Source organism: Methylomonas sp. AM2-LC, from assembly GCF_039904985.1.
GTDB lineage: Bacteria > Pseudomonadota > Gammaproteobacteria > Methylococcales > Methylomonadaceae > Methylomonas.
Genome location: NZ_CP157007.1, coordinates 109994 through 133659, shown reverse-complemented (window position 1 = coordinate 133659; position 23666 = coordinate 109994). Strand labels below are relative to the sequence as shown.

General features: G+C 43.7%; 24 protein-coding genes. 19 read left to right on the top strand and 5 right to left on the bottom strand.

Annotation, left to right across the window (positions count from 1 at the left end; translation table 11 throughout):
- From ABH008_RS24560 to ABH008_RS24545, 4 genes are all read right to left on the bottom strand, one after another.
- The coding region (locus ABH008_RS24560) for a ParA family protein (protein WP_347990395.1) at positions 1 to 1069 on the bottom strand (1069 nt) is incomplete at its 3' end.
- Between the two features lie 115 nt (positions 1070 to 1184).
- Complete coding sequence (gene kleE / locus ABH008_RS24555) at positions 1185 to 1499, bottom strand: KleE stable inheritance protein (RefSeq protein WP_347990394.1); 315 nt, start codon at positions 1497 to 1499, stop codon at positions 1185 to 1187.
- A 144-nt stretch (positions 1500 to 1643) separates the two neighbouring features.
- A complete protein-coding gene (locus tag ABH008_RS24550) occupies positions 1644 to 2180 on the bottom strand; it encodes a hypothetical protein (RefSeq protein ID WP_347990393.1) in 537 nt (178 codons plus the stop codon).
- A gap of 1047 nt (positions 2181 to 3227) precedes the next feature.
- Positions 3228 to 4328, bottom strand: coding sequence for a replication protein (locus tag ABH008_RS24545; RefSeq protein WP_347990392.1), 1101 nt, complete (start codon positions 4326 to 4328; stop codon positions 3228 to 3230).
- A gap of 167 nt (positions 4329 to 4495) precedes the next feature.
- Between ABH008_RS24545 and ABH008_RS24540 the strand changes: the two genes are divergently transcribed.
- The 16 genes from ABH008_RS24540 to ABH008_RS24465 all read left to right on the top strand — a co-directional run bounded on the left by ABH008_RS24540 (position 4496) and on the right by ABH008_RS24465 (position 17863).
- On the top strand, positions 4496 to 4867 hold the full coding sequence (locus tag ABH008_RS24540; protein ID WP_347990397.1) for a helix-turn-helix domain-containing protein: 372 nt from the start codon (positions 4496 to 4498) through the stop codon (positions 4865 to 4867).
- Positions 4868 to 5372: 505 nt separating this feature from the next.
- Positions 5373 to 6341, top strand: a complete 969-nt coding sequence (gene trbB / locus ABH008_RS24535) for a P-type conjugative transfer ATPase TrbB (protein ID WP_347990391.1) — start codon at positions 5373 to 5375, stop codon at positions 6339 to 6341.
- A gap of 10 nt (positions 6342 to 6351) precedes the next feature.
- A complete protein-coding gene (locus ABH008_RS24530) occupies positions 6352 to 6732 on the top strand; it encodes a TrbC/VirB2 family protein (RefSeq protein WP_347990390.1) in 381 nt (126 codons plus the stop codon).
- On the top strand, positions 6733 to 7044 hold the full coding sequence (locus ABH008_RS24525; RefSeq protein WP_347990389.1) for a conjugal transfer protein TrbD: 312 nt from the start codon (positions 6733 to 6735) through the stop codon (positions 7042 to 7044).
- Entirely contained in the window at positions 7041 to 9608 is a 2568-nt protein-coding gene (locus ABH008_RS24520) for a VirB4 family type IV secretion/conjugal transfer ATPase (protein WP_347990388.1), read from the top strand. Before ABH008_RS24525 ends, ABH008_RS24520 begins: the two co-directional genes overlap by 4 nt.
- Complete coding sequence (locus tag ABH008_RS24515) at positions 9598 to 10338, top strand: VirB8/TrbF family protein (RefSeq protein ID WP_347990371.1); 741 nt, start codon at positions 9598 to 9600, stop codon at positions 10336 to 10338. Before ABH008_RS24520 ends, ABH008_RS24515 begins: the two co-directional genes overlap by 11 nt.
- A 25-nt stretch (positions 10339 to 10363) precedes the next feature.
- Positions 10364 to 11263 (top strand): P-type conjugative transfer protein TrbG, encoded by a 900-nt coding sequence (gene trbG, locus ABH008_RS24510; protein WP_347990370.1) that lies wholly within the window; start codon positions 10364 to 10366, stop codon positions 11261 to 11263.
- A 2-nt stretch (positions 11264 to 11265) separates the two neighbouring features.
- Positions 11266 to 11706 (top strand): hypothetical protein, encoded by a 441-nt coding sequence (locus ABH008_RS24505; protein WP_347990369.1) that lies wholly within the window; start codon positions 11266 to 11268, stop codon positions 11704 to 11706.
- 3 nt (positions 11707 to 11709) lie between these two features.
- Positions 11710 to 13140 carry a TrbI/VirB10 family protein gene (locus tag ABH008_RS24500; RefSeq protein WP_347990368.1) on the top strand — a complete coding sequence of 477 codons (1431 nt, stop codon included), beginning with the start codon at positions 11710 to 11712 and terminating at the stop codon, positions 13138 to 13140.
- 28 nt (positions 13141 to 13168) lie between these two features.
- The gene (gene trbJ / locus ABH008_RS24495; protein WP_347990367.1) at positions 13169 to 13954 is read left to right on the top strand and encodes a P-type conjugative transfer protein TrbJ; all 786 of its coding nucleotides are present in this window, start codon (positions 13169 to 13171) and stop codon (positions 13952 to 13954) included.
- Between the two features lie 10 nt (positions 13955 to 13964).
- A complete protein-coding gene (gene trbK / locus ABH008_RS24490) occupies positions 13965 to 14219 on the top strand; it encodes an entry exclusion lipoprotein TrbK (protein WP_347990366.1) in 255 nt (84 codons plus the stop codon).
- Positions 14220 to 14225: 6 nt separating this feature from the next.
- The gene (gene trbL, locus ABH008_RS24485; protein ID WP_347990365.1) at positions 14226 to 15740 is read left to right on the top strand and encodes a P-type conjugative transfer protein TrbL; all 1515 of its coding nucleotides are present in this window, start codon (positions 14226 to 14228) and stop codon (positions 15738 to 15740) included.
- Positions 15741 to 15757: 17 nt separating this feature from the next.
- Positions 15758 to 16051, top strand: a complete 294-nt coding sequence (locus tag ABH008_RS24480; protein WP_347990364.1) for a TrbM/KikA/MpfK family conjugal transfer protein — start codon at positions 15758 to 15760, stop codon at positions 16049 to 16051.
- Positions 16052 to 16072: 21 nt separating this feature from the next.
- Positions 16073 to 16657 (top strand): muramidase, encoded by a 585-nt coding sequence (locus tag ABH008_RS24475; protein WP_347990363.1) that lies wholly within the window; start codon positions 16073 to 16075, stop codon positions 16655 to 16657.
- 16 nt (positions 16658 to 16673) lie between these two features.
- The gene (locus ABH008_RS24470; RefSeq protein WP_347990362.1) at positions 16674 to 17336 is read left to right on the top strand and encodes a TraX family protein; all 663 of its coding nucleotides are present in this window, start codon (positions 16674 to 16676) and stop codon (positions 17334 to 17336) included.
- A gap of 23 nt (positions 17337 to 17359) precedes the next feature.
- The gene (locus tag ABH008_RS24465) at positions 17360 to 17863 is read left to right on the top strand and encodes an OmpA family protein (protein WP_347990361.1); all 504 of its coding nucleotides are present in this window, start codon (positions 17360 to 17362) and stop codon (positions 17861 to 17863) included.
- Positions 17864 to 18413: 550 nt separating this feature from the next.
- Here the strand turns inward: ABH008_RS24465 and ABH008_RS24460 are convergent.
- Entirely contained in the window at positions 18414 to 21473 is a 3060-nt protein-coding gene (locus ABH008_RS24460; RefSeq protein ID WP_347990360.1) for a Tn3 family transposase, read from the bottom strand.
- A 271-nt stretch (positions 21474 to 21744) separates the two neighbouring features.
- Here ABH008_RS24460 and ABH008_RS24455 point away from each other — a divergent pair, with 271 nt between their 5' ends.
- The 3 genes from ABH008_RS24455 (at position 21745) to ABH008_RS24445 (ending at position 23609) form a co-directional block, all read left to right on the top strand.
- Positions 21745 to 22323 (top strand): recombinase family protein, encoded by a 579-nt coding sequence (locus ABH008_RS24455; protein WP_347990359.1) that lies wholly within the window; start codon positions 21745 to 21747, stop codon positions 22321 to 22323.
- 80 nt (positions 22324 to 22403) lie between these two features.
- A complete protein-coding gene (locus ABH008_RS24450; RefSeq protein ID WP_347990358.1) occupies positions 22404 to 22931 on the top strand; it encodes a GNAT family N-acetyltransferase in 528 nt (175 codons plus the stop codon).
- Between the two features lie 45 nt (positions 22932 to 22976).
- Complete coding sequence (locus ABH008_RS24445) at positions 22977 to 23609, top strand: LysE family translocator (protein ID WP_347990357.1); 633 nt, start codon at positions 22977 to 22979, stop codon at positions 23607 to 23609.
- Positions 23610 to 23666: the final 57 nt, after the last annotated feature.

Genomic DNA, 23666 nt, shown 5'->3' with positions numbered 1-23666 from the left:
TGTTTAACTCCATTTTTTCATAAACATAAGACGCAAGCGCCCGAATTTCAGTCGTAGCTTTACGCGCAGCGGTCTTCTTTATTTTCCAGACAGGAACACAAGAGGCGAGGGCGTCACCAATACTACTTCTTAGGCCGACACTGGTTGGAACCATATATTGCGCGTATACACGATTTAGCTCATCTAAATGGCGAACATGACGCGGATTTCTTGCATCTACTTTTGATGCAACCATACCGATAAAACTCAATTTATGATTTGTTTTGCGAATGCTCGTTATTGCTGTAACCATTTTCTTTATACCCTGGATACTGTAGGCCTCAAGTTCAATTGGAGACAGTACATAGTCGGCAGCTAATAAAGCGGATGCCAATGCAACGCCGAGTGATGGGGCGGTATCGATTAGGCAAATATCATAGCCTTTATCTTCCAATACTTTTATTACGGCATTAAAACGGCGACCGGCTTCTGACAAATTAACTTTTTCCAGATTGGCTAAGTCTGGATCGGACTCAATTAGAGCTAAACGTGGCTCATCGCCATTAATAGCTAGAGTATTACCGACATCAATGCCACTAAAAATTCCACTCGATATAAAGCCTGTTTTATATGCTTTTAGAGTAAATGAGGCATTTGCCTGGGTGTCGAGATCAATAACAGCAACATTTAGCCCACGTTCAAAAAAGTCGAACGCCAAATGAACAAGAGTTGCAGTTTTACCTACGCCGCCTTTTTGGTTAGCGATAACAAGTGTTTTCATTTTTTTGATGTTAGTTTGTTCGCGAATTCGATTGCCCACTGCCTGACGATGTAAGCTTTCTGCGGTGGAAGCACTACTGATACTTCTTCTCCCTCCTGCTCGATTAGTTCGTAAGCCCGCCAAACTTTCTTTACTGCCTGTGATATGGCTCCCTTCGATAACTTGGTCGTTTGGACCAATTCCCACTGTGGTTTGCCTTCTACCAGAACTGCTTTCGTAATTTCTAACGTTTTGTCCGACAACTTCATGTCCATTACGACCTGATCGAACTGAGCTAACGTTAGCCGTTTCTCCATAATGTTCACCCATATTAATGCTCCTCGCCTGGTTAAAAAAATGACGGTGACAGCCGCCCCCTATTTCCTGTGAAAGTTTAGTTAAACTATTGAATACTGTCAAACCTTTTAGCCGCCAAAAACATTCCTCATTTACCTTGGTATGGATTAGATGAAGCAATAAACAACATTAATGCTGTTAAGATACTGAAATGTAATAAAAATACCCAACCCGCGTGAATATCGGGTGTATTCCAGTAGTACATTGTCCTGAGTAATTGGATAAAGCAATCAATTGAAAGAATCCATTTTATGGGTGTCCAGAAGATTGCCAAGATTATTTTTATGATTGATACGAGCAAAATGCATAGGCTCTTAGTCCAATGTTTACCTTGCTGTCTGATTTGAGTAATTGGGCTTTTATTGGCAGTATTGCTATTTGGAAATAGAATAATTTTAGCCATCTCTTGACCTCCACATGAATTAATTGTTCAATACTTTACTAGCAGGCCCTCGCCTGGATCACGGTGTGACAGCATTGTGATCGAGCACCTTGGGTAACCAAGGCGCTCCTCTAATAATTATGTTATATATTGAATATGTATATTTTATTCGTTAGCAAATTCAACTAAGCTCGATTCTGTGATTGCTTGCGATTTCATTCTTAGTGCCTCGTTGATGGCCTTAAATTTATCGAAAATCGCTCCGAATATTTCTAAAATAGTAAGATGCTTTAACATATCGAGTTCATTGATCAATTGAGTAGAGTTAGTCAATTGTTTAACCTCATCGAATGCGTATTGCCCGGCAATTTCTGATCCAGTCCAAATACCGTGACCTCCATTATTGATTACATTAACGGCTAATAAAAGTGTTTTATAATTCTGTATTCCTTTTACTTGCATGTAAACACTAAACCCCTGATCTGAAAGTTCAACAGTTTTCTCTGTGTCGTATCCTGAATGTTTGACAAGGCCAGCATTCATTAAGCTGGTGAATGTACCTTTATCTTCATTGGATTCGATAACTGCATCTGCCCAAGTTTGGGTATCGGTTGCACAAGCGGGTTCTGCACCGTTCAAATGAGTAAATTCGCTGGTTGCTATTTTTTTAAGCATTATGACTTGTAATTCAGTAACTGACATAGTGTTCACCATACGGTAAATTAGAATACAAATTTATTATATTGAATAATATTTGTTATGTCAATACAAATCAAATTTTAGCCGCCAAAAACTATTGGGTTGTGATGAATAAGGCTATATTAGTGGGTATAGATATTGGTATCTATGGAAAATCAGTTTTCGGCAACTTTGTTGAGTGCGACCCGGAACTAAAAACTACCGACACTATGATAGGGCGCTTGAGATAATTCATAGCTCCGTGACTAATTTCCCTTGGCGTTAAGAGGCCGTATCTGGATTGACCCGGAAGTAGAAACTACCGAAAAGCATTGTCCGAGGTTGATCGGATCGGCAATATCGTGGAATAAATTCTTATGGTTTAACGCCATATAGAAAAATCAGAACGATTGGCTTTCAATGATCGGTTTTGACAGGTTAAAGTCATGGCAAAAATCGATAAGGAATTGCCAGAAGAGGGTAGGGACTGTCTTATGTTTTGGCTACCTGCTTTTTACTGTTAGCTAAACAGCATTAATGGCAGGTTTGGGGGAATTTAAATCCTTACATGAACGATGGCAGTGGGTTGTGACTAGCTAATCAATGACTTTCAGGTTGGTCAACGGGTACATCAGTTCACAAATGTGTGATTTTTTTCATTAATTATTCGATACACGATATGACACAAAATACGAATAAATAAAGAATATAATAAGATTAAAAGAATAAGGGGGGAAAAAACAGCTAATTTTATTCATTGAATCAATACCTTAAAAAAATGATGTGGAAGTAAAAACTACCGCGCATGTGTTTTTTAAAGCCTAAATCTAGGCATTTGTGCCTTGTCGAATGCAACATGGAAGTAAAAACTACCGTATTTACTTCGACTCGGAAGTAAAAACTACCGTATTTCTTTCAACTCGGAAGTAAAAACTACCGTCATTACGGCTTTGCAGACGATAAATTTTCATGAAATCAGGCAAAAAAATGATCATGGAAGTAGAAACCACCGCGACATGGAAGTAGAAACTACCGCTATTCGCTATAACTCGGAAGTAAAAACTACCGGCATTAGGAAATTGAGGCTGTTTTTTTGTTGTTTGACTCGGAAGTAGAAACTACCGTATCTTTGTTATTGTCCTCTAAATTTTTCTGGCGTTTATTAGCAGCCTTCATTTCTGTAATGAATTCACGAGAGGCGACAACTGTATAAACAACGTCTACTAATTTTTTTCGTAAGCCTAAAATTTCGAGTTTGGTAAAGCTTGAAATGACGCCATTTGATTTTAGTTCTTCCCACGCATCATCAGTCATAGAAATAGCTTTTCTTTGTAGTTGGTAGCCCTCTAATAATGCACTATCCCGTTTGATGGTAGAAAACCGCATATCAAACGAAGTGGTCATGCTTGCAAAAGTGAACTTTATCGACAATTGTTTATGTATCCATCTTGCCAATTGTGTGCCGTGGCTCATCATTTGGGCGTAATTGTATTGTCTGTAGGTTAAGGAATCGATAGCATGAGTTACGAGCGGATGAAACTGTGCAATCCATTTAGCGCCTGGATCATCTTCGAGTCTTGAACGTGAAACAGCAGATAGACCTGTTAGGTATGCACTAATGGAGAAACCTTCGCCGTCGGTATTATTTGATGTGTGAAGCTTGATGGTACTTCCAGCCAGAATATGGAGGCTTTGTATGATTTGATAATAATTTCTGGTATGGCCTCGCGTTTCTAGTTCTTTGCGTAAAGCATGTAATGAAAATACGACACCGCTACGAAAACCCGGCTTATCGAAGTAGCCACTATTTTGTTGGGCAGCAAGTTTACGCAGTGCATCTTCGACTAATTCTTCATTGGCTGAAGGGTAGTATCCAGAAATGACATCTTTGCCATCGGCATCGTTGACATGGAGCCAGGCTGGCTGGATAGTGGCAGAATACTCTTTGCCATGAAAGTTGAAAGGAATAGACACCAATTGAGGAAATTCACCGGCTTTTCTCAGCTTAGTCATTGCTCTTGCAGTGATTGAGTAACGGGGTATGCTATCCCAAAAAGCTAACGTGTTTGATAGCTGGCTAAGTTGGTCGTCTGTGTTGAATAAAAAGTTCTGAAACAAATCCAATTGCGTATTTTGTAGCTCAGAGGAAACTGGTGGTTTAATTTTATTCATAAGTAATCCGTCAATTGATCAATTCATTTGTAGTAGAATACCTTAAGTTACTCATAATACGATAAATTGAAGTGATAATGCCTGTCAAGTTTAGATAAACAACTAGAAATACGTCAAATCTTTTGAGCCGCCAAAAACATAAAAGAACCAGCCCAGTGTGCAACCAAATTTATAATAAAATATTCTTTACGAATGTGTTGAGATTACTTGAAGAAAAGAAATGGACAAACGACCAATTGGCAAATGTATCAGGAGTCTCTGCTGGGTTTATTTCAGGACTGACAAATGGTCGATACAATCCTTCTCTTAGAATTATGGAGCAGCTCGCAGACGCACTTGAAACGCCACTGCCAGCACTATTGGAAACCACAGACTTAGATAATACAGCATTGGAACAGCTAACAGGACAGAATGCCGGATTGCCTGCTGGCTATAAAAGGGTATCGGTGGTCCTTCCAGAACAAAAGGCGTACCTAGTAGGTACGTGGGCCGAAGAAACCAAAAAACAACTGCAAGAACTGAACAACAAAAAGCAATGAAATCTCAGTTTTAATCCAAATTTAATAAAGGTTTAATTTAAACCTCATAATTCATTTATATAATCGGCCAAAATTGGAACAGATAGGAATCAGTTTGCGCAAGGAAGCTTATCACGCTCGGCCACAAGCACAAAGTATCAACCATGCCATCCATCAACTAACTGAAATTAAATTATATTTTGTTTTATTGTTCAAATGAATTCATACCGGTACTGCAATAGCCGCAAATAAGTTATGCAAAAATAGTTTTAAACACTTTTTTGCTTTCTTACCGGAAATGCAGTACTCCTGCTGGGCATCAAAATCGATTAGCCTTACTTGAAATCAATCGCGACTACAGGTTTTTGTGCATTTTCCTTTTTTGACGCTATTCACTGTATTGTTGGCTACGAGAGTCTAAGAGACAATTTATAGTAAATCTGAAATGAACCCTAGAAAAATATTCTTTAATATATTATATTTCTGATGTAGAATTAATTCCACCCTAGGATAAGGTTGGAAAAATATGACGCCCCATCATGATGATACGAACCAAGCGACAATTAAAGAACGAGCTAAAGCCAAGCTTAGTCGTGACTTAGGTACGTTAATAATTGATGCATTAAGGGATCCAAAAACGGTCGAAGTCATGCTTAATGCCGATGGCAATGTCTGGCAAGAAAGACTTGGAGAACCCATGTACTGCATTGGCACACTATCCGCACATCGCGCAGAAGCAGCTATAAAAACCATCGCAGGTTATCACGGCAAGGAAGTCACTAGATTGAAACCCATTTTAGAGGGTGAATTTCCTCTTGATGGCTCTCGGTTCGCAGGACAATTACCACCTATAGTACCGGCTCCAACATTCGCGATCCGAAAAAAAGCAATCGCGATATTCACTTTAAAGCAATATGTCGAGGCCAACAGCATGACGGCCAGACAATGTGACGCCATAACTTCCGCAATCGCCGCCCACAGAAATATTCTCGTTACTGGTGGCACAGGCTCAGGAAAGACCACATTGGTCAATGCCATTATTCACGAAATGGTTGAATTCGATCCAACAGAACGAATATTCATTATCGAAGATACTGGTGAAATCCAATGTGACGCCAAGAACTTCGTCCAATACCACACATCGCTTGAAGTCGGCATGACAGCCCTTTTAAAAACAACGCTCAGAATGCGACCCGACCGAATTTTAGTAGGGGAGGTTAGGGGGCCGGAAGCTCTTGATCTTCTCATGGCGTGGAACACCGGACACGAAGGCGGGGCGGCAACTCTTCATGCTAACAATGCGAGAGCTGGGCTTGACCGTTTGACCATGTTGATCAGTATGCACCCCGATTATCCAAAACCTATTGAACCGCTCATTGGCGAAGCGGTACATGTTGTTGTTCATATCGCCAAAACCCAAGAGGGTCGTCAAGTGCAAGAGATTATCGAAGTCTCTGGATACAAAGACGGCCAGTATATATTTAATCGACTGTAAGGAGTAACAAATGAAATTAAGAAAAAACATAGCCCTATTGATGGTGATGTCCTTTGTGTTTCTGTTGCCTGAACAGGCATTCGCAACGGGTACATCCGGTGGTCTGCCATACGAGTCATGGTTAACCAATCTACAAAATTCAGTGACCGGCCCTGTGGCCTTTGCTTTGTCCATTATCGGCATAGTAGTTGCGGGCGGTGTACTCATATTCGGCGGTGACCTAAACGGGTTTTTCAGAACACTCATATTCTTGGTGTTAGTGATGGCTTTGTTAATCGCCGCCAACAACATCATGACTTCATTCTTTGGTGCAGGTGCGGAAGTGGCTCTTAACGATATGCAACCGCAGACGTTACTCGCAAGCTGTTCCAACCTGGAAGGAATCGTGTAAATGGCACTGCGCACGATCCCCATCCGTAGGGCCGGTAACAGAGATAACTTGTTCATGGGGGGTGATCGTGAACTAGTGATGTTCTCTGGACTTCTAGCCTTTGCGCTGATTTTTTCAGCGCAAGAACTGAGAGCTACGATATACGGCTTAATCCTTTGGTTCGGCGCATTATTCATGTTCCGCATCATGGGTAAGGCCGACCCGAAAATGAGGTTTGTCTATCTGCGGAGTCGCATTTACAAACGTTACTATCCGGCTCGTAGCACCCCATTTCGACAAAATCCACCGAGTCAAGGGAAACAATACCAATGATTGAGAATATCATCATCGCAATTGCAATAATCGGGCTAATTCTACTTGCACTACTAGTTAGCCTGATCATTGACGCCGACAAAGAACGCAAGTTAGTGAAACATCGTTCAAAAGACGCCAGCGTAGCGGACTTATTAAACTATGCCGCTGTTATTGAAGATGGTGTTGTCGTCGGTAAAAATGGCTCGTTTATGGCAAGTTGGACTTACAAAGGCGACGATAACGCCAGTAGTACGGATCAACAGCGAGAAGCCGTTTCATTCCGAATCAATCAAGCATTATCAGGGCTTGGGAATGGATGGATGATCCATGTTGATGCAGTCCGGCGACCAGCACCGACCTATTCGGCATTAGGGCTATCCAGCTTCCCAGATGCGATAACCGCATCGATTGACGAAGAAAGAAGACGACTGTTTGAGCGACTAAGTACCATGTATGAAGGATATTTTGTTTTAACAGCAACATACTTCCCTCCACTACTGGCACAACAAAAGTTTATCGAGCTGATGTTCGACGACGAAGCCAAAACGCTAGATAAAAAAACGCAGACAAAAAACTTGGTGACTCATTTTCAACGTGAATGTGCCAACATTGAGTCTCGTTTATCTTCGGCGATGACATTAACACGTTTGAAGGGTAACAAAATAACCAACGAAAATGACTCAATATCGACCTATGACGATTTCTTGAGCTGGTTGCAATTTTGCATCACAGGTGAAAATCACCCTATGCAATTGCCTTCAAACCCCATGTATCTTGATGGATACTTAGGCGGTCAAGAACTCTGGTCGGGTGTTGTGCCGAAACTTGGCCATAAATTTATACAAGTTGTTGCGATTGAGGGTTTCCCTCTTGAATCTACACCTGGCGTTCTGACGGCATTGGCCGAATTACCCATTACTTATCGCTGGTCAAGCCGGTTTATTTTTCTCGATTCACAAGAAGCAATTAAACACTTAGACGAATTCAGAAAAAAATGGCGTCAGAAAATACGCGGTATTTTCGATCAGATGTTCAACACCAACACTGGGCCAGTCGATGAAGATGCCGTAATGATGGTAGCAGACGCTCAAGCGGCCATTGCCGAAGTCAACTCCGGCATGATCGCCCAAGGATATTACACCAGTGTTGTCGTTTTAATGGATGAAGACAGAAACAAATTGGAGGCTTCCGCACGTCAAGTAGAAAAAGCAATCAACCGGCTTGGTTTTGCAGCAAGAGTCGAAACCGTTAACACAATGGATGCTTTTCTAGGTAGTTTGCCGGGGCATGGCGTTGAAAATGTCCGCAGACCGTTATTAAACACTATGAATCTCGCAGATTTGCTGCCTACGAGCACCATATGGACGGGCGAACTTGAAACACCTTGTCCCTTTTACCCGCCACATGCACCGGCATTAATGCATTGCGTGACGCAAGGCGCTACACCATTCCGATTGAATTTACATGTTAGCGATATAGGCCATAGCTTTATGTTCGGGCCAACGGGTGCCGGTAAATCAACGCATTTATGCCTTATCGCTGCACAATTGCGCCGATATAAAGGGATGTCGATTTTTGCCTTTGACAAAGGCATGTCTATGTATCCGCTTGCAGCAGGAATAAACGCCAAGACAAAAGGGGAGAGCGGCAAACATTTTACCGTTGCCGCCGATGACGAAACATTGGCATTTTGCCCGTTACAGTTCCTGGAAACCAAGAGCGACCGTGCGTGGGCGATGGATTGGATCGATACCATTCTGGCGTTAAATAAAATCAATACGACACCACAGCAACGCAATGAAATTGGCAATGCAATTCAGAATATGCACAGCAGCGGCGGTAGAACGCTTTCAGAGTTTTCATTGACTATTCAGGATGAATCGATTCGAGACGCAATCAAACAATATACGGTGGACGGATCGATGGGCCATTTGCTTGACGCCGAACAAGACGGGCTATCACTCTCTGATTTCACCGTTTTCGAGATAGAGGAACTGATGAACCTTGGCGATAAATATGCATTACCGGTTCTCTTATACCTATTTCGGCGTATTGAAAGAGCACTGCATGGGCAACCCGCCGCCATTATTCTCGATGAAGCCTGGTTGATGCTCGGCCATCCTGCCTTTCGCGCGAAAATTCGAGAATGGCTAAAAGTCTTGCGTAAAGCTAACTGCCTGGTACTCATGGCAACCCAAAGCCTTTCTGATGCGGCTAACTCAGGCATCCTGGATGTCATTGTCGAGTCAACTGCAACCAAGATTTTCTTACCAAACATTTACGCCAGGGATGAAGACACATCGGCATTGTATCGACGCATGGGGCTTAACACTCGCCAAATCGAAATACTAGCCACTGCAATACCAAAACGCCAGTATTACTACGTCTCGGCTTCAGGTCGTCGCCTTTACGATCTCGCTTTAGGGCCAATGGCCTTAGCTTTCGTCGGAGCATCGGATAAGGAATCGGTGGCGACAATAAAAAACTTGGTAGCCAAACATGGCGAGCAATGGCCGGATGAATGGTTAGCGTTGAAAGGGTTGAATATTCACGATTACATGGAGAACCAATATGCTATTTAACAAAAATAAAGACCCACGCAAATTTAACGAACTGATAGCTGGTGGGCGCCGAAATGGTGAGAATGAAAACCCCTATCTAGCCGCACGGCGCACATGGAACGATCATACCCGTGGTGTCGTAGCCTCTCGGCAAATGTGGCAAATATTCGGTGTTTTATCGTTATTGATCGCCTTGGGCGGCATTGGCGGGATGATACATATCGGCAGCCAAAGCAAATACGTTCCTTACGTCATCGAAGTAGACAAGCTTGGTCAAACCATCGCCGTAGCCCGCGCCGATAAAGCAAAACCCGTTGATCAACGAGTAGTAAGGGCCTCTGTTGCCTCATTTATCACACAAGCCAGAACGGTAACGCCGGACTCTGCATTGCAAAGAAAAATGGTGTTTGGCGTATACGCACTTTTAGGACAACAAGATCCGGCCACACAAAAAATGAACGAATGGCTGAATGGTTCTGATGAATCGAGTCCTTTTAAAAGAGCGCAGACCGAAATGGTGAATGTGGAAATTTCTTCAGCTTTGCCACAAACACCAGAGACTTGGCAAGTCGATTGGGTGGAAACAACTCGAGATAGACAAGGCGCAGTAAAGAACAAGCCAGTGCGCATGAGGGCGTTGATAACTGTTTACATTATTGAGCTAAAACCAAACACCAATGAAGAGCAATTGCATCAAAACCCGATAGGGCTGTTTGTCCGTGATTATTCTTGGTCAACGCAACCACAATAGTTTAAAAAAACGGAGGCACAAAATTATGAAACTGAAAACATTGATTACATCAATTTTGATTGTTACGGGTTCAATGACAACGGTGGCAAACGCTGATGACATGGCCGACCTGTATTTCTCAAAAGATAATCCAAAGTTGACCAAACAAGAGAAGTCGGCGATGGCCATTGCTCAAAAATGGAAAGCAACCAGCGCAATAGGCATTCCACCCTCAGCAGGAGCCAACGGCACTATCCAATTCGTCTATGGTGTACAACAACCAAGTATTGTGTGTGCCGTTCTGCAAGTATGCGATGTGGCATTACAACCAGGCGAATTAGTCAATTCTATTCACTTGGGCGATACAGCACGATGGACTATTGATCCGGCCATTACTGGTAGCGGCGCTAACGAGGTACAGCATCTAGTTATAAAACCTATGGATGTTGGCTTAGAAACGTCACTAGACGTTTTTACGAATCTTCGCGCATACCATTTACAACTTCGGTCGCATCGGACTCAGTACATGCCAAAAGTAGCGTTCACATACCCAGAGGATTCCCTGGCCAAGTGGGAAGCATTCAAAAACCGCGAAACAAAGGATCGCGAAGTAAAAACCATTCCAAAAACTGGAGAATACTTGGGAGATTTGAATTTCGATTATGAAATCACAAGTGACAGTGATGTGGGTTGGAAGCCGGTCAGAGTATACAACGACGGGCAAAAAACCATTATTCAAATGCCGACAACAATGTCACAGACGGAAGCCCCCACTTTACTCATAGTTCGCAAAGAGGGTGGGGTATTCACTGACGATGAAAATGAAATCGTGAACTACCGCGTTCAGGGTGACAGATATATCGTTGATAGCATTTTCAACAGAGCAGTCCTGATCGCTGGGGTTGGCGGTGATCAAGATTCAGTCACCATTCAAAAAGGAAAGTAGTTATGATTCGCCTGATTGTACTGATAATCGCCATCAGCATGGCGGCAGGGTGCGCAACGCCTAAGTACGGAAATCTCATGGCCGCGAAGAATACCCCTTATGGGTTGAACGCCAAACTGGTAGACGACGCGGTGACTAAATTAGAAGCGCTTTACCCGCCAGCCAGTACCCAATTCAACATAGGTCAACCCATATTACCCAATGATAACTTTGGGCAAGAGCTTATTTCGACTCTGCGTAATCACGGTTATGCAGTACAAGAATTCAGCAAGAAGCAACCGGTCGATATTCAGACTGGCACTAGCCTGCGGTACATCATTGATCCATATCAGGAACTATATCGCATTAAGCTCCTTGTAGGAGCCTATACGTTGACACGAGCCTATATAGAGCAAGATGACAGCATTGTACCCGCCGGTTCCTGGGCGAGATTGGAGAACTAAATTATGACTACAAACGCAGCACACGAAGACCTAATGAACCCCGATGTATCGCCAAATTCCGTAACCTCCGGCGTTCGTCGAGTAAACAACGTACCGTTGTACATCATTGGTGTAGCGGTTCTTGTTTTTCTCATCGTCATGATGATGGTGGCAGCGGATCGCGCTGATCAGCAAAATCGGCCTGAAGAAGCCAGCAAAGATAAAGGCGGTAACGCTAGTATGTTCGCCAACCAAATAGCGGGCGATCAAGGTGATGGCCTAATCGCCGAAAAAACAAAACCATTAGAAGTACCTGCGCTGTCTACAACGCAAACACAACCCACCCCTGCTTTTACGCTTGCTCGCGCAGAAAACCTAACAGCTCCACCAACACCACCTAATCAGCTTGGGGCAAGACCACAACAACAGAACGATGATGCCACCAGAATACGGCAAATGAAATTGCAGTTGTTAAATGAAGCGATTAAAGCCAAGACTGCCGTCAAAATACAATCCCCGCGTAGCTCTGGATCACCACCGGCAATGGCAACAGCGCAAAGCAATGGCGATGACGGAATCATTCAACCTGCATCGCAACAGCAGTCAAATATTGATCCGACCGTTGTGTATCAAAATAAGTTAGCCAAGATACAACAGTCGATGAATGGCGGAGGCTCTAGCGGTTTGAGTAGTAGTGGGTTTGGTGGAGATAGCTCTCCACAACTCATTAGAACCGGCACATCTGCAGGGAGTAATAACACATCTAGTCCGAGTAGTAACAACGATTTTTCTCAATTCGACAAATCGGGACATCATGACCGCTGGAAAATTGAATCAGAACTTGAAGCCCCAAGTTCCCCTTATGAATTAAGAGCCGGGTTCGTAATACCAGGCACTTTAATATCAGGCATCAATTCAGAACTGCCAGGTCAGATAATGGCCCAGGTTGCACAAAATGTTTATGATACGGCGACCGGCAAATACCTGCTAATTCCGCAGGGCGCTCGACTTGTCGGTGCATATTCGAGTCAAGTGGCTTACGGGCAAGCCCGTGTTTTAGTGGCATGGCAACGTATCGTATTTCCTGATGGCAAGGCAATGGATATTGGCGCTATGCCTGGGGCGGATGGGGCCGGTTATGCGGGCTTTAATGACCTGGTTGACCATCATTATCTTCGCATATTTGGATCTGCGCTAATCATGTCTGCAATAACGGCAGGCGTGGCAATGAGTCAAAATCAAGGTTCGGCCACAACCTCCGGTGTTTATGCGCCAAACGCTAGTAATGTAATGAGTCAGGCTCTTGGGCAACAACTGGGCCACACGACAGCTATGATGATTCAAAAAAATCTGAATATTGCGCCAACGCTTGAAATAAGACCGGGCTTCAGATTCAACTTGATTATTACAAAAGACTTAACAATGACTAAACCCTATCAATCATTTGATTATTAACATTTATTAACGCCACGGAGAACGAGAAATGAAAAGACCAATTTTGGCCGCCAAAATAGTAGCAATTCTAATCATGGTTTTTTGCGAGTTAACATCGGTACACGCCGGTATCCCGGTTATTGATGGAGCTAATGTAGCGCAAGATAGTATTACCGCCGTGGAACAGGTCGCGCAAACGTTAAAACAGTTAGATCAATACTCAACCCAGTTGCAGCAGTATTCTACGCAATTAAATCAATATCAAAATATGATACAAAACACCGCTCAGCTTCCTACATTTCAATGGGATCAGGCGGGTACAACAGTTCAAAGACTACTGGGTTCCATCAATTCAATTAGCCAAATGGAAAACCAGTTCGGGAATCTCAATACCTATTTATCAAAATTCCAGAACATGCAGTCGTATGCCAACTCTCCATGCATTACTTCTGGCGGCTGTACAACTCAACAATGGCTGCAACTTGCACAAAGTAAACTGAATGGATCAGTAGCGCAAAAGAGCGCAAACGATGCATCTATCCAAGGTCTGGCACAACAACAAACCCTTCTGCAAAATGATGCTAATAATCTTGCGACACTACAAGCGTCGTCCCAAAATGCAACTGGACAGATGCAAGCTATAACAGCAGCGAATCAATTGGCCAGTGCGCAATCTAACCAGCTTTTGCAAATTCGCGCACTTCTTATTGCCCAACAAAACGCCTTAGTCACAAGGCAACAAGCGCTGGCCGATCAGGAAGCGCAGCAAGCAGCCGCTGCAGTACAAATCAGGACTGGCACATTCGTAGCCAGCCCAGTCGTTTTATGGCAATAGGAGTAAAAGCATGATTAACAATAAATTTAAATACTACATTCTGGCAACTTTACTGGTTTCCTTGATTAATGGTTGCTCAAATGATGAAGCCACTAACACAAACATACCTAAGCCAAACTTAACAGTCATGCCTGAGGTTAATGATGAAAATTGCCAGGACGGTAATATTGTAAAGATCGAGGATAAAAAGATAAGGGAGGATTTCGCTGGGCTGTGCATCAGACGTGGAAGTTTCAAGGCAAGTCCGAAGATTGAATGGCGGTAATTTCATATGAGAACAACTCCTTTCAAAAGAACATTTTTATGCCTGTTGTTCTTATTGTCTGTGATTCACGCAGTTGATGCTCATGCTGCAATCACTAGTACCGGAATGTTAGATACTGTATTAAATAATTATTCCGCCGCCGCAAGTGCGTGGGCAGCAACAATTAAAGCACGAGCCACGTTTTTGTTCTGGTCACTTGCCACCATTTCGATGGTCTGGACTGCGGGCATGATGGTCTTGCGAAAAGCAGATATAGCAGAGTTCTATGGGGAATTTATCAAGTTCATCATGTTTACAGGCTTTTTCTGGTGGCTACTATCCAATGGTCCGACGATGGCAATAGGTATCATTCATTCTATGGAATCCGTAGGCAGCACTGCATCGGGTTTTCCATCTGCATTGTCTCCATCAGGAATTGTTGATATTGGATTCAGCATATTCTTTACTGTGATTGATAAAACCACTGTGTGGGCCCCGTTAGATAGTGCTGTCGGTGTAACCATCAGTGGCATCATCCTTGTATGCATGGCACTGATAGCCATAAATATGCTGTTGCTCCTAATTAGTGGGTGGATATTGGCCTATGCCGGAGTGTTTTACCTTGGTTTTGGGGGGTCGAGGTGGACATCAGATATGGCAATCGCTTATTTCAAAACTGTGTTGAGCATTGCCATACAAACTATGACCATGATCTTGCTGGTTGGCATCGGGAAAACGTTCGTCAATACCTATTACACAAGCATGTCGTCGAACATGAACCTTAAGGAAATGGGTGTTATGTTGATTGTTGCTGTTGTGCTCTTAGTGTTAACAAATAAAGTCCCTCCAATGCTTGGAGGAGTTGCAATGGGCGGCGGTGCAGGTGCAATAGGGAATGGCTTTGGAGCCGGTGCCGCTATGGCCGCCTCCGCCGTAGCCGGTTCAATGCTAGCAGCAGGCGGCGCAGCTATGGCGGCAGCCGGAGCCAACGCCGTAGGCGGAGCGCAAGCATTAACGGCTGCATTCAAAAAAGCATCAGCCGATGTTTCTGGTGGAGGATCGAGCGAGTCTAGCGGCGGTTCGCCTGATTTTAATAGTGGCGATGGTGGTTCATCTTCATCATCTCAACAAACGGCCACAAGCCCTGAATCAACGCCATTAGGTAAAGCAATGGGGCTTAGCAGTAGTTCAGGCGGTAGTAGTTCATCTAGCAATGGAGGAAGTGGCGGTGGTAGCTCATCGACAACATCAGGCGGCGGAAGAGGCGGTGATAGTAGCGGTAGTGAAATCGGCAATGCAGCCAAGATAACAGCCGGTACAGTATCTAATCTCGCCAGTGGGGTAGGGCAAGTTGCGAAGGAGAAGTTTCAGAACTTCAAAGACAGCATGCAAAACCGCATTGATCAAACCTTACCCGGTCAAGTTGCAACAGCCATAAGAAATGACATGCCATCGTTCAGTGACAACAGCCTCAGCGGAGATAACTCGCATGATCCCGCCGCAGAAGTAGCGGCTTTCGTTAATCGTTCAGAACAAGTTTAATTCAAAGGAGCCACGTTATGAAAATTAGAGCGATTGCCCTTGCACTGGTAATGATATTAACTCCAACAACCAAAGCCGCAGCAAATCCGTGCAGCGCGGTGCTGTGTATGTTCGGCATGATTGCAGGGGGAGGGAACGCCGGACAGTGCGCCAGTTCCACCTCTGAGTTTTTTAGTATTCAGGTTTGGAATTGGTGGGGCTTCGATCCGGTGTCAACAGCTATCGCGCGTAGAGCTTTTCTAAATGGTTGCGGTGGCGGTGTTGGTGGTCAAATCGACAACATCATTGCCGTATTCGGCGAAGTGCCTTAGTTAACACGGGGGTCATGCCTTATGCCAATTGATATGCCTCCACAAATTCATGAGCGAATAGTGTGCTCGATAGCCGCCGCCGTTCACTACGATGTACCTGCAAATATCGTAATCGCCGTTGCCGAAAAAGAAGCCGGTAAACCGGGGCAGTGGGTTCGCAACGCCAACGGAACCCATGACGTTGGGGCAATGCAATTTAACACCGCCTACTTAAAAACGCTGACAGCTCAGTATGGCATCACGGCGGAAGATGTAGCAGCCGAAGGTTGCTACGCTTACGATCTAGCCGCATGGCGGCTGCATGGCCACATAGCGAATGATTCAGGCGACATATGGACAAGAGCAGCTAACTATCACTCAAGAACGCATTATTTTAACGCCATATATAGAGCGGATTTGATGCTTCGGGCTAATAAATGGGCGGATAGGTTGGACTTGTTAATGTCCGGCGATCAAACAAAGATTAATGCCGCAATCTCGGAACTAGCGATATCAAAACCGGTTACGGCGAACGTAACAACTACAAAGTCCAAACCAACATACACAGCAACAATCAATACAACGTATGTACCTCGCAAAATCGTCGCCAAAGCCGATACAGAATAGTCTGCCTCGCTTGATTGTGTCAGATGGCGCTATCGAAGCCGTGAAATGGTTAGCACTGGTACTTATGACATTAGATCATGTAAATAAATACCTGTTCGCAGAGAAACTACCCTTTATTTTTGAATGCGGTCGTTTAACTATGCCGCTATTCGCATTTGTATTGGCTTACAACTTGGCACGACCTGGCGTAATGGAAAAGGGCGGTTATATTCGGACAATGAAACGTCTGATGCTGTTCGGTCTAATCGCCACACCCGCATTTATTGGATTAGGAGGGCTGATAACAGGTTGGTGGCCACTTAATATTATGTTCGCCTTGCTAGTCATGACAGCCACGATTTACTTGCTAGATCGAGGCACAATCGGCAGTTACATCATTGCAATCTTTGTGTTCATTATCGGTGGTTCATCCGTTGAATTTTGGTGGCCAGGTATAACTATTGGAATAGCCGCCTGGTCATACTGCAGAAAAGCAAACATGCTCTCAATCATCATTTTAATAGCAGCGCTGACAGCAATGCGAATTATCAACGGTAATCATTGGGCATTAGCGGCTTTGCCGGTAGCGCTATCGGCCTGCTTCATATCTCTAAACGTGCCACGTTTAAAAATGATCTTTTACATATATTACCCGCTTCATCTATCAGTGCTTTGGATCGCCAAAGCCGTTATTAACTAATAACAATCAGGAGTACCACGACTATGTGCAAAAAACGCCTATTACTATTCGTTGCATTTTTGCCGCTTATCACCATTGCCAACGCAGAAGCTCCCTATCATGCAGAACCGATTTTTGCGGCTGATATTAGTCCTAAGCCTTATTACCCGACAGTATCGAGCGCTCCTTTAAACTTTAATACACCTAGCTCTAAGACGGTAACGGTTCAGTTCCAAAACAATGGTCGTGTGTTCCGGCCTAGTTACAGTGATGAACAAGAACTTGTAAATGCAGCAGAAGCCGCACTTATCACGGTACGGGGCCGAACAAGCACAATAGCCGCAGGCCGGAAAGACGAATCGCTAGGACTTTCAAGAGCGATGTCGGCAAGAAAATACCTAATAGATCACGGTGTATCGCCACTAAAGGTATCCATCAACTATGCCCCTGGAGATTTCGTGGCCGATAATTCAACGCCAGGAGGGAGATTAGAAAATCAGCGTGTAGAAATTGAACTCGTGTACGTCGCACCTTTCGCCACAAACTAAATGGCTAAGCTACACCTAATGGCTTTTACTGAAAATGGAATTAAGTTAGCCACTATCGTACGTTTTCGTTGGACTTCAAACCCTTAGTGTTGAAAAGTTCTGAAAGGTTTAAAAAAGCATAGCGACAGCTTTGCGTGGTTTAGGGTTAAGCCCCAGCGGCTAAGGGGTGTTATGTCCGGTTGAGAAGTGAAGCGTAACAACCCGACATAACTGCCCTTATTGAGCGGGCAAGGTGGACTGGAAAGTGGGTGGCAATAGCCACCAAGTCGGAACGACCAAGCGAATAGCGAGCTTGTAAGGGCATACGGTTTTTGTTGTAGCGTCAGCGAAGACAAAAATGCCATATTCAAAACAGACATCTTAAGAAGATTAATTTAAACTACTTTTTAATTTTCCAAAAATTACCTGTTTTTCATAGCTAAAATCGGGAAGTGAATAATTGACGCTAAGCCTTGTCGGCAGTGGCTTTCCGTAATATCCTATGGGACTTTAATGGGGTTATTTAACCAAAAGAACGGTTTGTCCCGCGATACCCCTGGAGCCCTCGGTATTAGCGGCTTGCAGCCGAAATATCGATTTCAAATTCGCCAATAAGTTTCTTGATAACCTCTTGAATATTAACAATATGTTCTCGATTGTAAAATTCATACTTGCCAATGAAGTTGATATGCTGCCAGGCAACAGGTGAAAATCTTACTATTTCTTTCGCCTTTTCCGGATCAATCGTTAGATAGTGCTGATAAAGCGCCGATAGAATGGTCGCATTATAAAAAATCACCGCGTTGGCAATGAGCCTGATGGATTCGGCATTAATGTCGAGTTCAATTTCAGTTTTTCCATTAAGCATCCTGCCGCCGCTGACTTTGGAAATAGTGGAGCTTAACTGGTGGTAGGATTCGCCACGGTTCAATGAGCCTTGCACCACTTCGCGGATTTCCTTGCTATCGATATAATCCAGCAAATAATCGGTCATAATGATTTCATCAAAGGCAATCAAGGCTTTTAAGGTCGAATCGATCTTTTTACAAGACGATAATTTACTCACAATATGGCTTTGCGTGGTCTTTTTGATTGCCAGAGAGGCTAGAATTCTCAAAATTTTATCCCATTCCTTAATAATGAGCGATTTATTGACCTTTTTGCTGGGCTTAATAAGGTGTTTTGCGTACTTGTCGATCTCATCGAAACTCACCAATTTTTGATCTGATTTATCAGATAGCTGAGTAAAGCGAGGCATAAATCGATAGCCAAACATATACATTAAGGCAAAGTTAACGCGATTGATACTGTGCATATCGCCGGATACCGCCGTAATTTCAACATCTGATGTATTACTTTCGACAATATCCAGTAAGAAGTGACTTTCGTGCTGGTTTGCACCGATGACTTTCAGACGCAAGGGGAGATGATTGCCGATGAGTCCCAATAAGACCACGCCTTTCAGAAGGCCAAAATATTTTTTTCCGTACCTGGATTTGATCGTATGGTATTTCGTTGCCAATTTTTGACCGTCAACACTGGCGTGAACACCGTAGTCAGCTAAATTATACTCGCCAAAAATGGGCAGCTTGGCGGTATGGTTCATAATCACATCATTGGCGGCGCATAGGGTTTGAAAGCGAATATAGCTTTTACTAACCCGATCCAGATCTTGCTCTTTTACATCGCTGATCGCCTTCATTTTCTTCGCTTCAACCCCCGTTGCATTGGCGATAACACAGGCATGAATAACTTCAGGGTCGGGGTGTGACTTCGCGTATTTTGGCTGAAGATGTGAAAAAGACTTTAGAAAACCGGTAGCCTCTGCCGAAAACTTAAGAATATCGCCGATGCTTGAGACCAAGAGCTTTTCATAGAATGGATTGTTAATCCCGTCATCAAGACGGGTATAAGGCAAAGTCCAGTTAACCAGCTCGCCTTGCTTATTGCGATGAATTTTTAGGCTAGAGTTTTCACCGTTTTTAATGTTTTGGTTCACTCGCGCATATTTCTCTTTCAGGCTGGCTTCGAGTTTACTTAATAAGTCTTCGATGTTCATTGACAATAAAGGCATGTTGAGCTGCTTTAATATTTCATCTTTATGTTGCGCCCAATATTCAATGTCGATCAGTTCATCGTCCAGGGTACGATAGCAATTACTGTCTTTAATAAACACGCTGGTATTGGCAATGCCCTGTTTTAGCTGGCTATAAACCATGCATTCATAGCGGTCGCCATCCACTTTTTTGACCTTCTTATCATCGACCAGCACTTTATAGGTGAGGTATTTTTTCAGCGATTGAGGAAAAAAGTTCATGGGGATGTCTTCATAGGCATAATCCCGAAATGATAGTCCGCTGCTCAGGTGCCGCCTTAAAAACACAATGGCTTCTGTTAGCCCAGCGTTCGTGCAAGAAAAGTCCAGGACTTTGAAAATTGGCCGCAGGTTCCTTTTTATGGTTAATGCCTGTTGCCCATAGTATTGCCAACGATAGAAGTCCCTGTCTAGATTGGGCTTTTTAAATTCATCTAGAAATTGTTTATAATCGGCTTCTGGAACCACTTCAAAGGCTTTGGCCCTGACTTGTTCATCGGGAATACCGCTATCGATATTGATGGCCAGCACCTTACATGCCTGCTGCCTAAGCTTGGAATCGACGTTTTCAATCAACTCTATTTCTGAACGTTGATAGTCGTTGGCGTCATCGGTATATTTTGTCATCTTCTGTATCAAGCTGGATACCAGATGGTCATTGATTTTAAGAAACCGGCGATGAGCGTAACAAAGCAGGTACAGCCGTACCAGATTTTTATCGGTTAACCGCTTGAGTTTCTGGATGGTGTAAAATTCCGCCAGATTTGCATAGTAGATAATATTCTGTTCTGAGAGTCCCAGCTTAGGCATCAGGGTCTGAGATTTTTGGTAAATGCCGATGACAAGCTGTTGTTTGGCGACGCTATTTTTAATTTCAGTGGTGCTGAAATTCTTCTGATCCTTTTTTAGCAAGGTGAGGTTATAAAACAGTTCGTCGTTCGTTAACAGCTTATCCAATTCCGCACGCAGTTCTTTATCGGCATCGGTGTAAAGTTTATTGACCAGCCAGTTTCTTTCCTCTTGAAGCGCGGTAGTCACAATATCCTGTAAACTTGAATAAGCTGGCCGGATGACATTTTGTTGTTGGCAATAGCTCAACAAGCCTTCCAACACGAACCGCGATAGTGCGTGTCGTTTGACAAGCGCTTTTGCTTCTTTGAGTAATTGGCTTTGAAAATCTGTATCGACATCTTTCAGGCCGAATTTATTCATCACCTCGTAGCGGTTCCGGTAGTGATGATTTTTAGACACCTGCTTTTTGGGAAATGGCTCATCTGGAAAATAAAGCCGCATGATGAACGCCGCATCCGCTTTAACTTTTTGGAAGCTGAATAGGAAGAAGTAATTGACAGCCCGGTAATAACCAAGCTGTAGGATGTAATCCACTTTACAGGTAGTGTTGTTTTCAAAGCTATCGAGCACGGCTATGTCGTCGGTATCGAGGGCAAATAAAAATGATCGATCGTCGTCATCCAGCGTGGGTATTTCGTAAAGATCATTGATTTCGTCCTGGGTTAAAATCGTCAGTCGAGCCATGCTGGTTTCTATTTGATGAGGATGATGGTTATGGCACGGTTATTTCCACACCACTGTTTTTCTCGGTCGCTTGATATTCGAATTCTGATGGATGGGGGCTGCTTTTTAGTCAGTGCAAAAAGTGTACTTTCTGCACTCTAAGTTGACCGGTTCTTTCGGATTGCAATTCCTTTCATTTTTAGTGCAAAAACCTTTGCTAAAATCATAATGCATTTACCTGTACTATGTGTTAACTTTTTGCACTATGTACACCCATTCTACTTCTACAGATATGTCTCTCCATCGAATCGGCTATGCACGGGTCAGCAGTATCGGCCAAAATCTGGATTCTCAAATCGATGCTTTACAGAAAGCCGGTTGCGGGAAAATCTTTTCCGACAAAATGACCGGTTCACACATGGATCGACCTGGCTGGGATCAGTTTTTGGAATATGCTCGCCCAGGTGATACTTTGGTCGTGAGTGAATTAAGCCGCATGACGCGCTCTTTGATGGATTTACTGACAACGGCCAAAGTTTTGGAACAACGACAGATTAACTTGGTGTCATTGCGAGAAAATATCGACACAACAACAGCTACTGGTCGTTGTTTCTTGTCGATGATGGGTGCCATTCACCAAATGGAGCGGGAGCTACGCGCAGAACGGGCGGCGGCAGGCCGTTCATCTGCTAAAGCGCGTGGTAAAACCGGGGGGCGACCTAAGACTGATCCTGAAAAATTGGAAAATGCCAGAATCTTATATGAAAATTCAGGCAAAACCGCTGCTGAGGTATGTGAAATTGCTGGCGTGGGGAGGCGGAAATTCTTCTCCCATATTGCAGAAAAACGAAATGAATCGGGAAAAACATAACATTCCTCGCTGTGTGACTTTTTGTTCACTGTTCCAAAACAGACTTGGAATATAATCTAACCTTATTCGAAGTGTATTCAATGCAAATAACAGAATTGCAAACAGCCCGAACGATCCTCAGGCCATTTACCGAGGATGATGCAATACAGTCATTTTCTTGGTTTGGTGATCCAGAGGTCATGAAATTCACGCCTCATGGCCCAGATATTAATCTGGAGTCCACCATTTTGAGGATAACGCATTATATTGAGCACCAAAATCAATATGGATATGCAAAATGGATAATTCTTGATCGTAATACCATGAAACCGATTGGCGACTCTGGCCCCATGTATTTTCCTGAATGTCATAGTTTCGAGTTAGGCTATAGATTGTTGCCAAGCTTCTGGAACCAAGGTATAGCAACAGAAGTAACATCCGCTTGGATTCGGTATTACTTTCAAATATTAGAGCTGAAATATTTAATGGCGTTTACGCATACAAAAAATCTGGCTTCAATACGTGTTTTGGAAAAAACCGGATTTCAATTCAGCCATCAAGAGCGCCTTATGGGGATGGACAGTATGGTTTTTAATATAGCCAGTGTTGATGCGGAAGCAAATACATAGCCTCAAAGGGAATTTTTTTAAAAATAACGACTGACTTTATAACTTATGCTCGGCACTCATGATCTAACACTTTTTGTAATCTCTGGTCTATTGCTAAATATCACACCTGGCGCAGACTCGCTGTATATTGTTGCCCGTAGTGTCGGCCAAGGTCGTTCTGCCGGCGTAGCCGCCGCACTCGGTATAGCCCTGGGCTGTTACCTGCATATTTTTGCCGCCGCTGTTGGCTTGTCAGCGCTACTTGCGGCTTCTTCGACTGCATTCTCCACGCTTAAGCTGATTGGTGCAGTGTATCTCGTATACATAGGAATTACCTTGATGCGCAGTACTTCACCCTGTTCAGATGCACTAAAGAACTCGCAGCCAGCGTCCCTACGCAGTATTTTTCGTCAAGGCTTTCTGACCAACGTTCTCAACCCAAAAGTGGCGATTTTCTTTCTGGCTTTCGTTCCACAGTTTATCGAGCATGAAGCGCCAAACAAAGCCTTGGCCTTTATCTTCCTGGGCGGGATTTTTAATTTTACTGGCACAATTTGGTGCTTGTTCCTCGCTTGGTTCGCAGACCATCTTAATCAGCGCCTATCTCCCCGCAAGCTTTTATTTGCCTGGCTAACGCGAACAGCGGGAGGCGTGTTTGTATTCCTGGGATTTAAGCTTGCCGTCAGCAAGCAGAACTAAAATACCATTCCATATCCCATCGATATTGTTTCGTATCAGGTTGGAATAGCATCATTA

What these genes read in the sequence shown, in the direction of transcription:
- kleE (WP_347990394.1), bottom strand. Translation starts at nt 1,499, where the DNA reads ATGGCTAAAATTATTCTATTTCCAAATAGCAATACTGCCAATAAAAGC.
- ABH008_RS24550 (WP_347990393.1), bottom strand. Translation starts at nt 2,180, where the DNA reads ATGTCAGTTACTGAATTACAAGTCATAATGCTTAAAAAAATAGCAACC.
- ABH008_RS24545 (WP_347990392.1), bottom strand. Translation starts at nt 4,328, where the DNA reads ATGAATAAAATTAAACCACCAGTTTCCTCTGAGCTACAAAATACGCAA.
- trbB (WP_347990391.1), top strand. Translation starts at nt 5,373, where the DNA reads ATGACGCCCCATCATGATGATACGAACCAAGCGACAATTAAAGAACGA.
- ABH008_RS24530 (WP_347990390.1), top strand. Translation starts at nt 6,352, where the DNA reads ATGAAATTAAGAAAAAACATAGCCCTATTGATGGTGATGTCCTTTGTG.
- ABH008_RS24525 (WP_347990389.1), top strand. Translation starts at nt 6,733, where the DNA reads ATGGCACTGCGCACGATCCCCATCCGTAGGGCCGGTAACAGAGATAAC.
- ABH008_RS24520 (WP_347990388.1), top strand. Translation starts at nt 7,041, where the DNA reads ATGATTGAGAATATCATCATCGCAATTGCAATAATCGGGCTAATTCTA.
- ABH008_RS24515 (WP_347990371.1), top strand. Translation starts at nt 9,598, where the DNA reads ATGCTATTTAACAAAAATAAAGACCCACGCAAATTTAACGAACTGATA.
- trbG (WP_347990370.1), top strand. Translation starts at nt 10,364, where the DNA reads ATGAAACTGAAAACATTGATTACATCAATTTTGATTGTTACGGGTTCA.
- ABH008_RS24505 (WP_347990369.1), top strand. Translation starts at nt 11,266, where the DNA reads ATGATTCGCCTGATTGTACTGATAATCGCCATCAGCATGGCGGCAGGG.
- ABH008_RS24500 (WP_347990368.1), top strand. Translation starts at nt 11,710, where the DNA reads ATGACTACAAACGCAGCACACGAAGACCTAATGAACCCCGATGTATCG.
- trbJ (WP_347990367.1), top strand. Translation starts at nt 13,169, where the DNA reads ATGAAAAGACCAATTTTGGCCGCCAAAATAGTAGCAATTCTAATCATG.
- trbK (WP_347990366.1), top strand. Translation starts at nt 13,965, where the DNA reads ATGATTAACAATAAATTTAAATACTACATTCTGGCAACTTTACTGGTT.
- trbL (WP_347990365.1), top strand. Translation starts at nt 14,226, where the DNA reads ATGAGAACAACTCCTTTCAAAAGAACATTTTTATGCCTGTTGTTCTTA.
- ABH008_RS24480 (WP_347990364.1), top strand. Translation starts at nt 15,758, where the DNA reads ATGAAAATTAGAGCGATTGCCCTTGCACTGGTAATGATATTAACTCCA.
- ABH008_RS24475 (WP_347990363.1), top strand. Translation starts at nt 16,073, where the DNA reads ATGCCAATTGATATGCCTCCACAAATTCATGAGCGAATAGTGTGCTCG.
- ABH008_RS24465 (WP_347990361.1), top strand. Translation starts at nt 17,360, where the DNA reads ATGTGCAAAAAACGCCTATTACTATTCGTTGCATTTTTGCCGCTTATC.
- ABH008_RS24460 (WP_347990360.1), bottom strand. Translation starts at nt 21,473, where the DNA reads ATGGCTCGACTGACGATTTTAACCCAGGACGAAATCAATGATCTTTAC.
- ABH008_RS24455 (WP_347990359.1), top strand. Translation starts at nt 21,745, where the DNA reads ATGTCTCTCCATCGAATCGGCTATGCACGGGTCAGCAGTATCGGCCAA.
- ABH008_RS24450 (WP_347990358.1), top strand. Translation starts at nt 22,404, where the DNA reads ATGCAAATAACAGAATTGCAAACAGCCCGAACGATCCTCAGGCCATTT.
- ABH008_RS24445 (WP_347990357.1), top strand. Translation starts at nt 22,977, where the DNA reads ATGCTCGGCACTCATGATCTAACACTTTTTGTAATCTCTGGTCTATTG.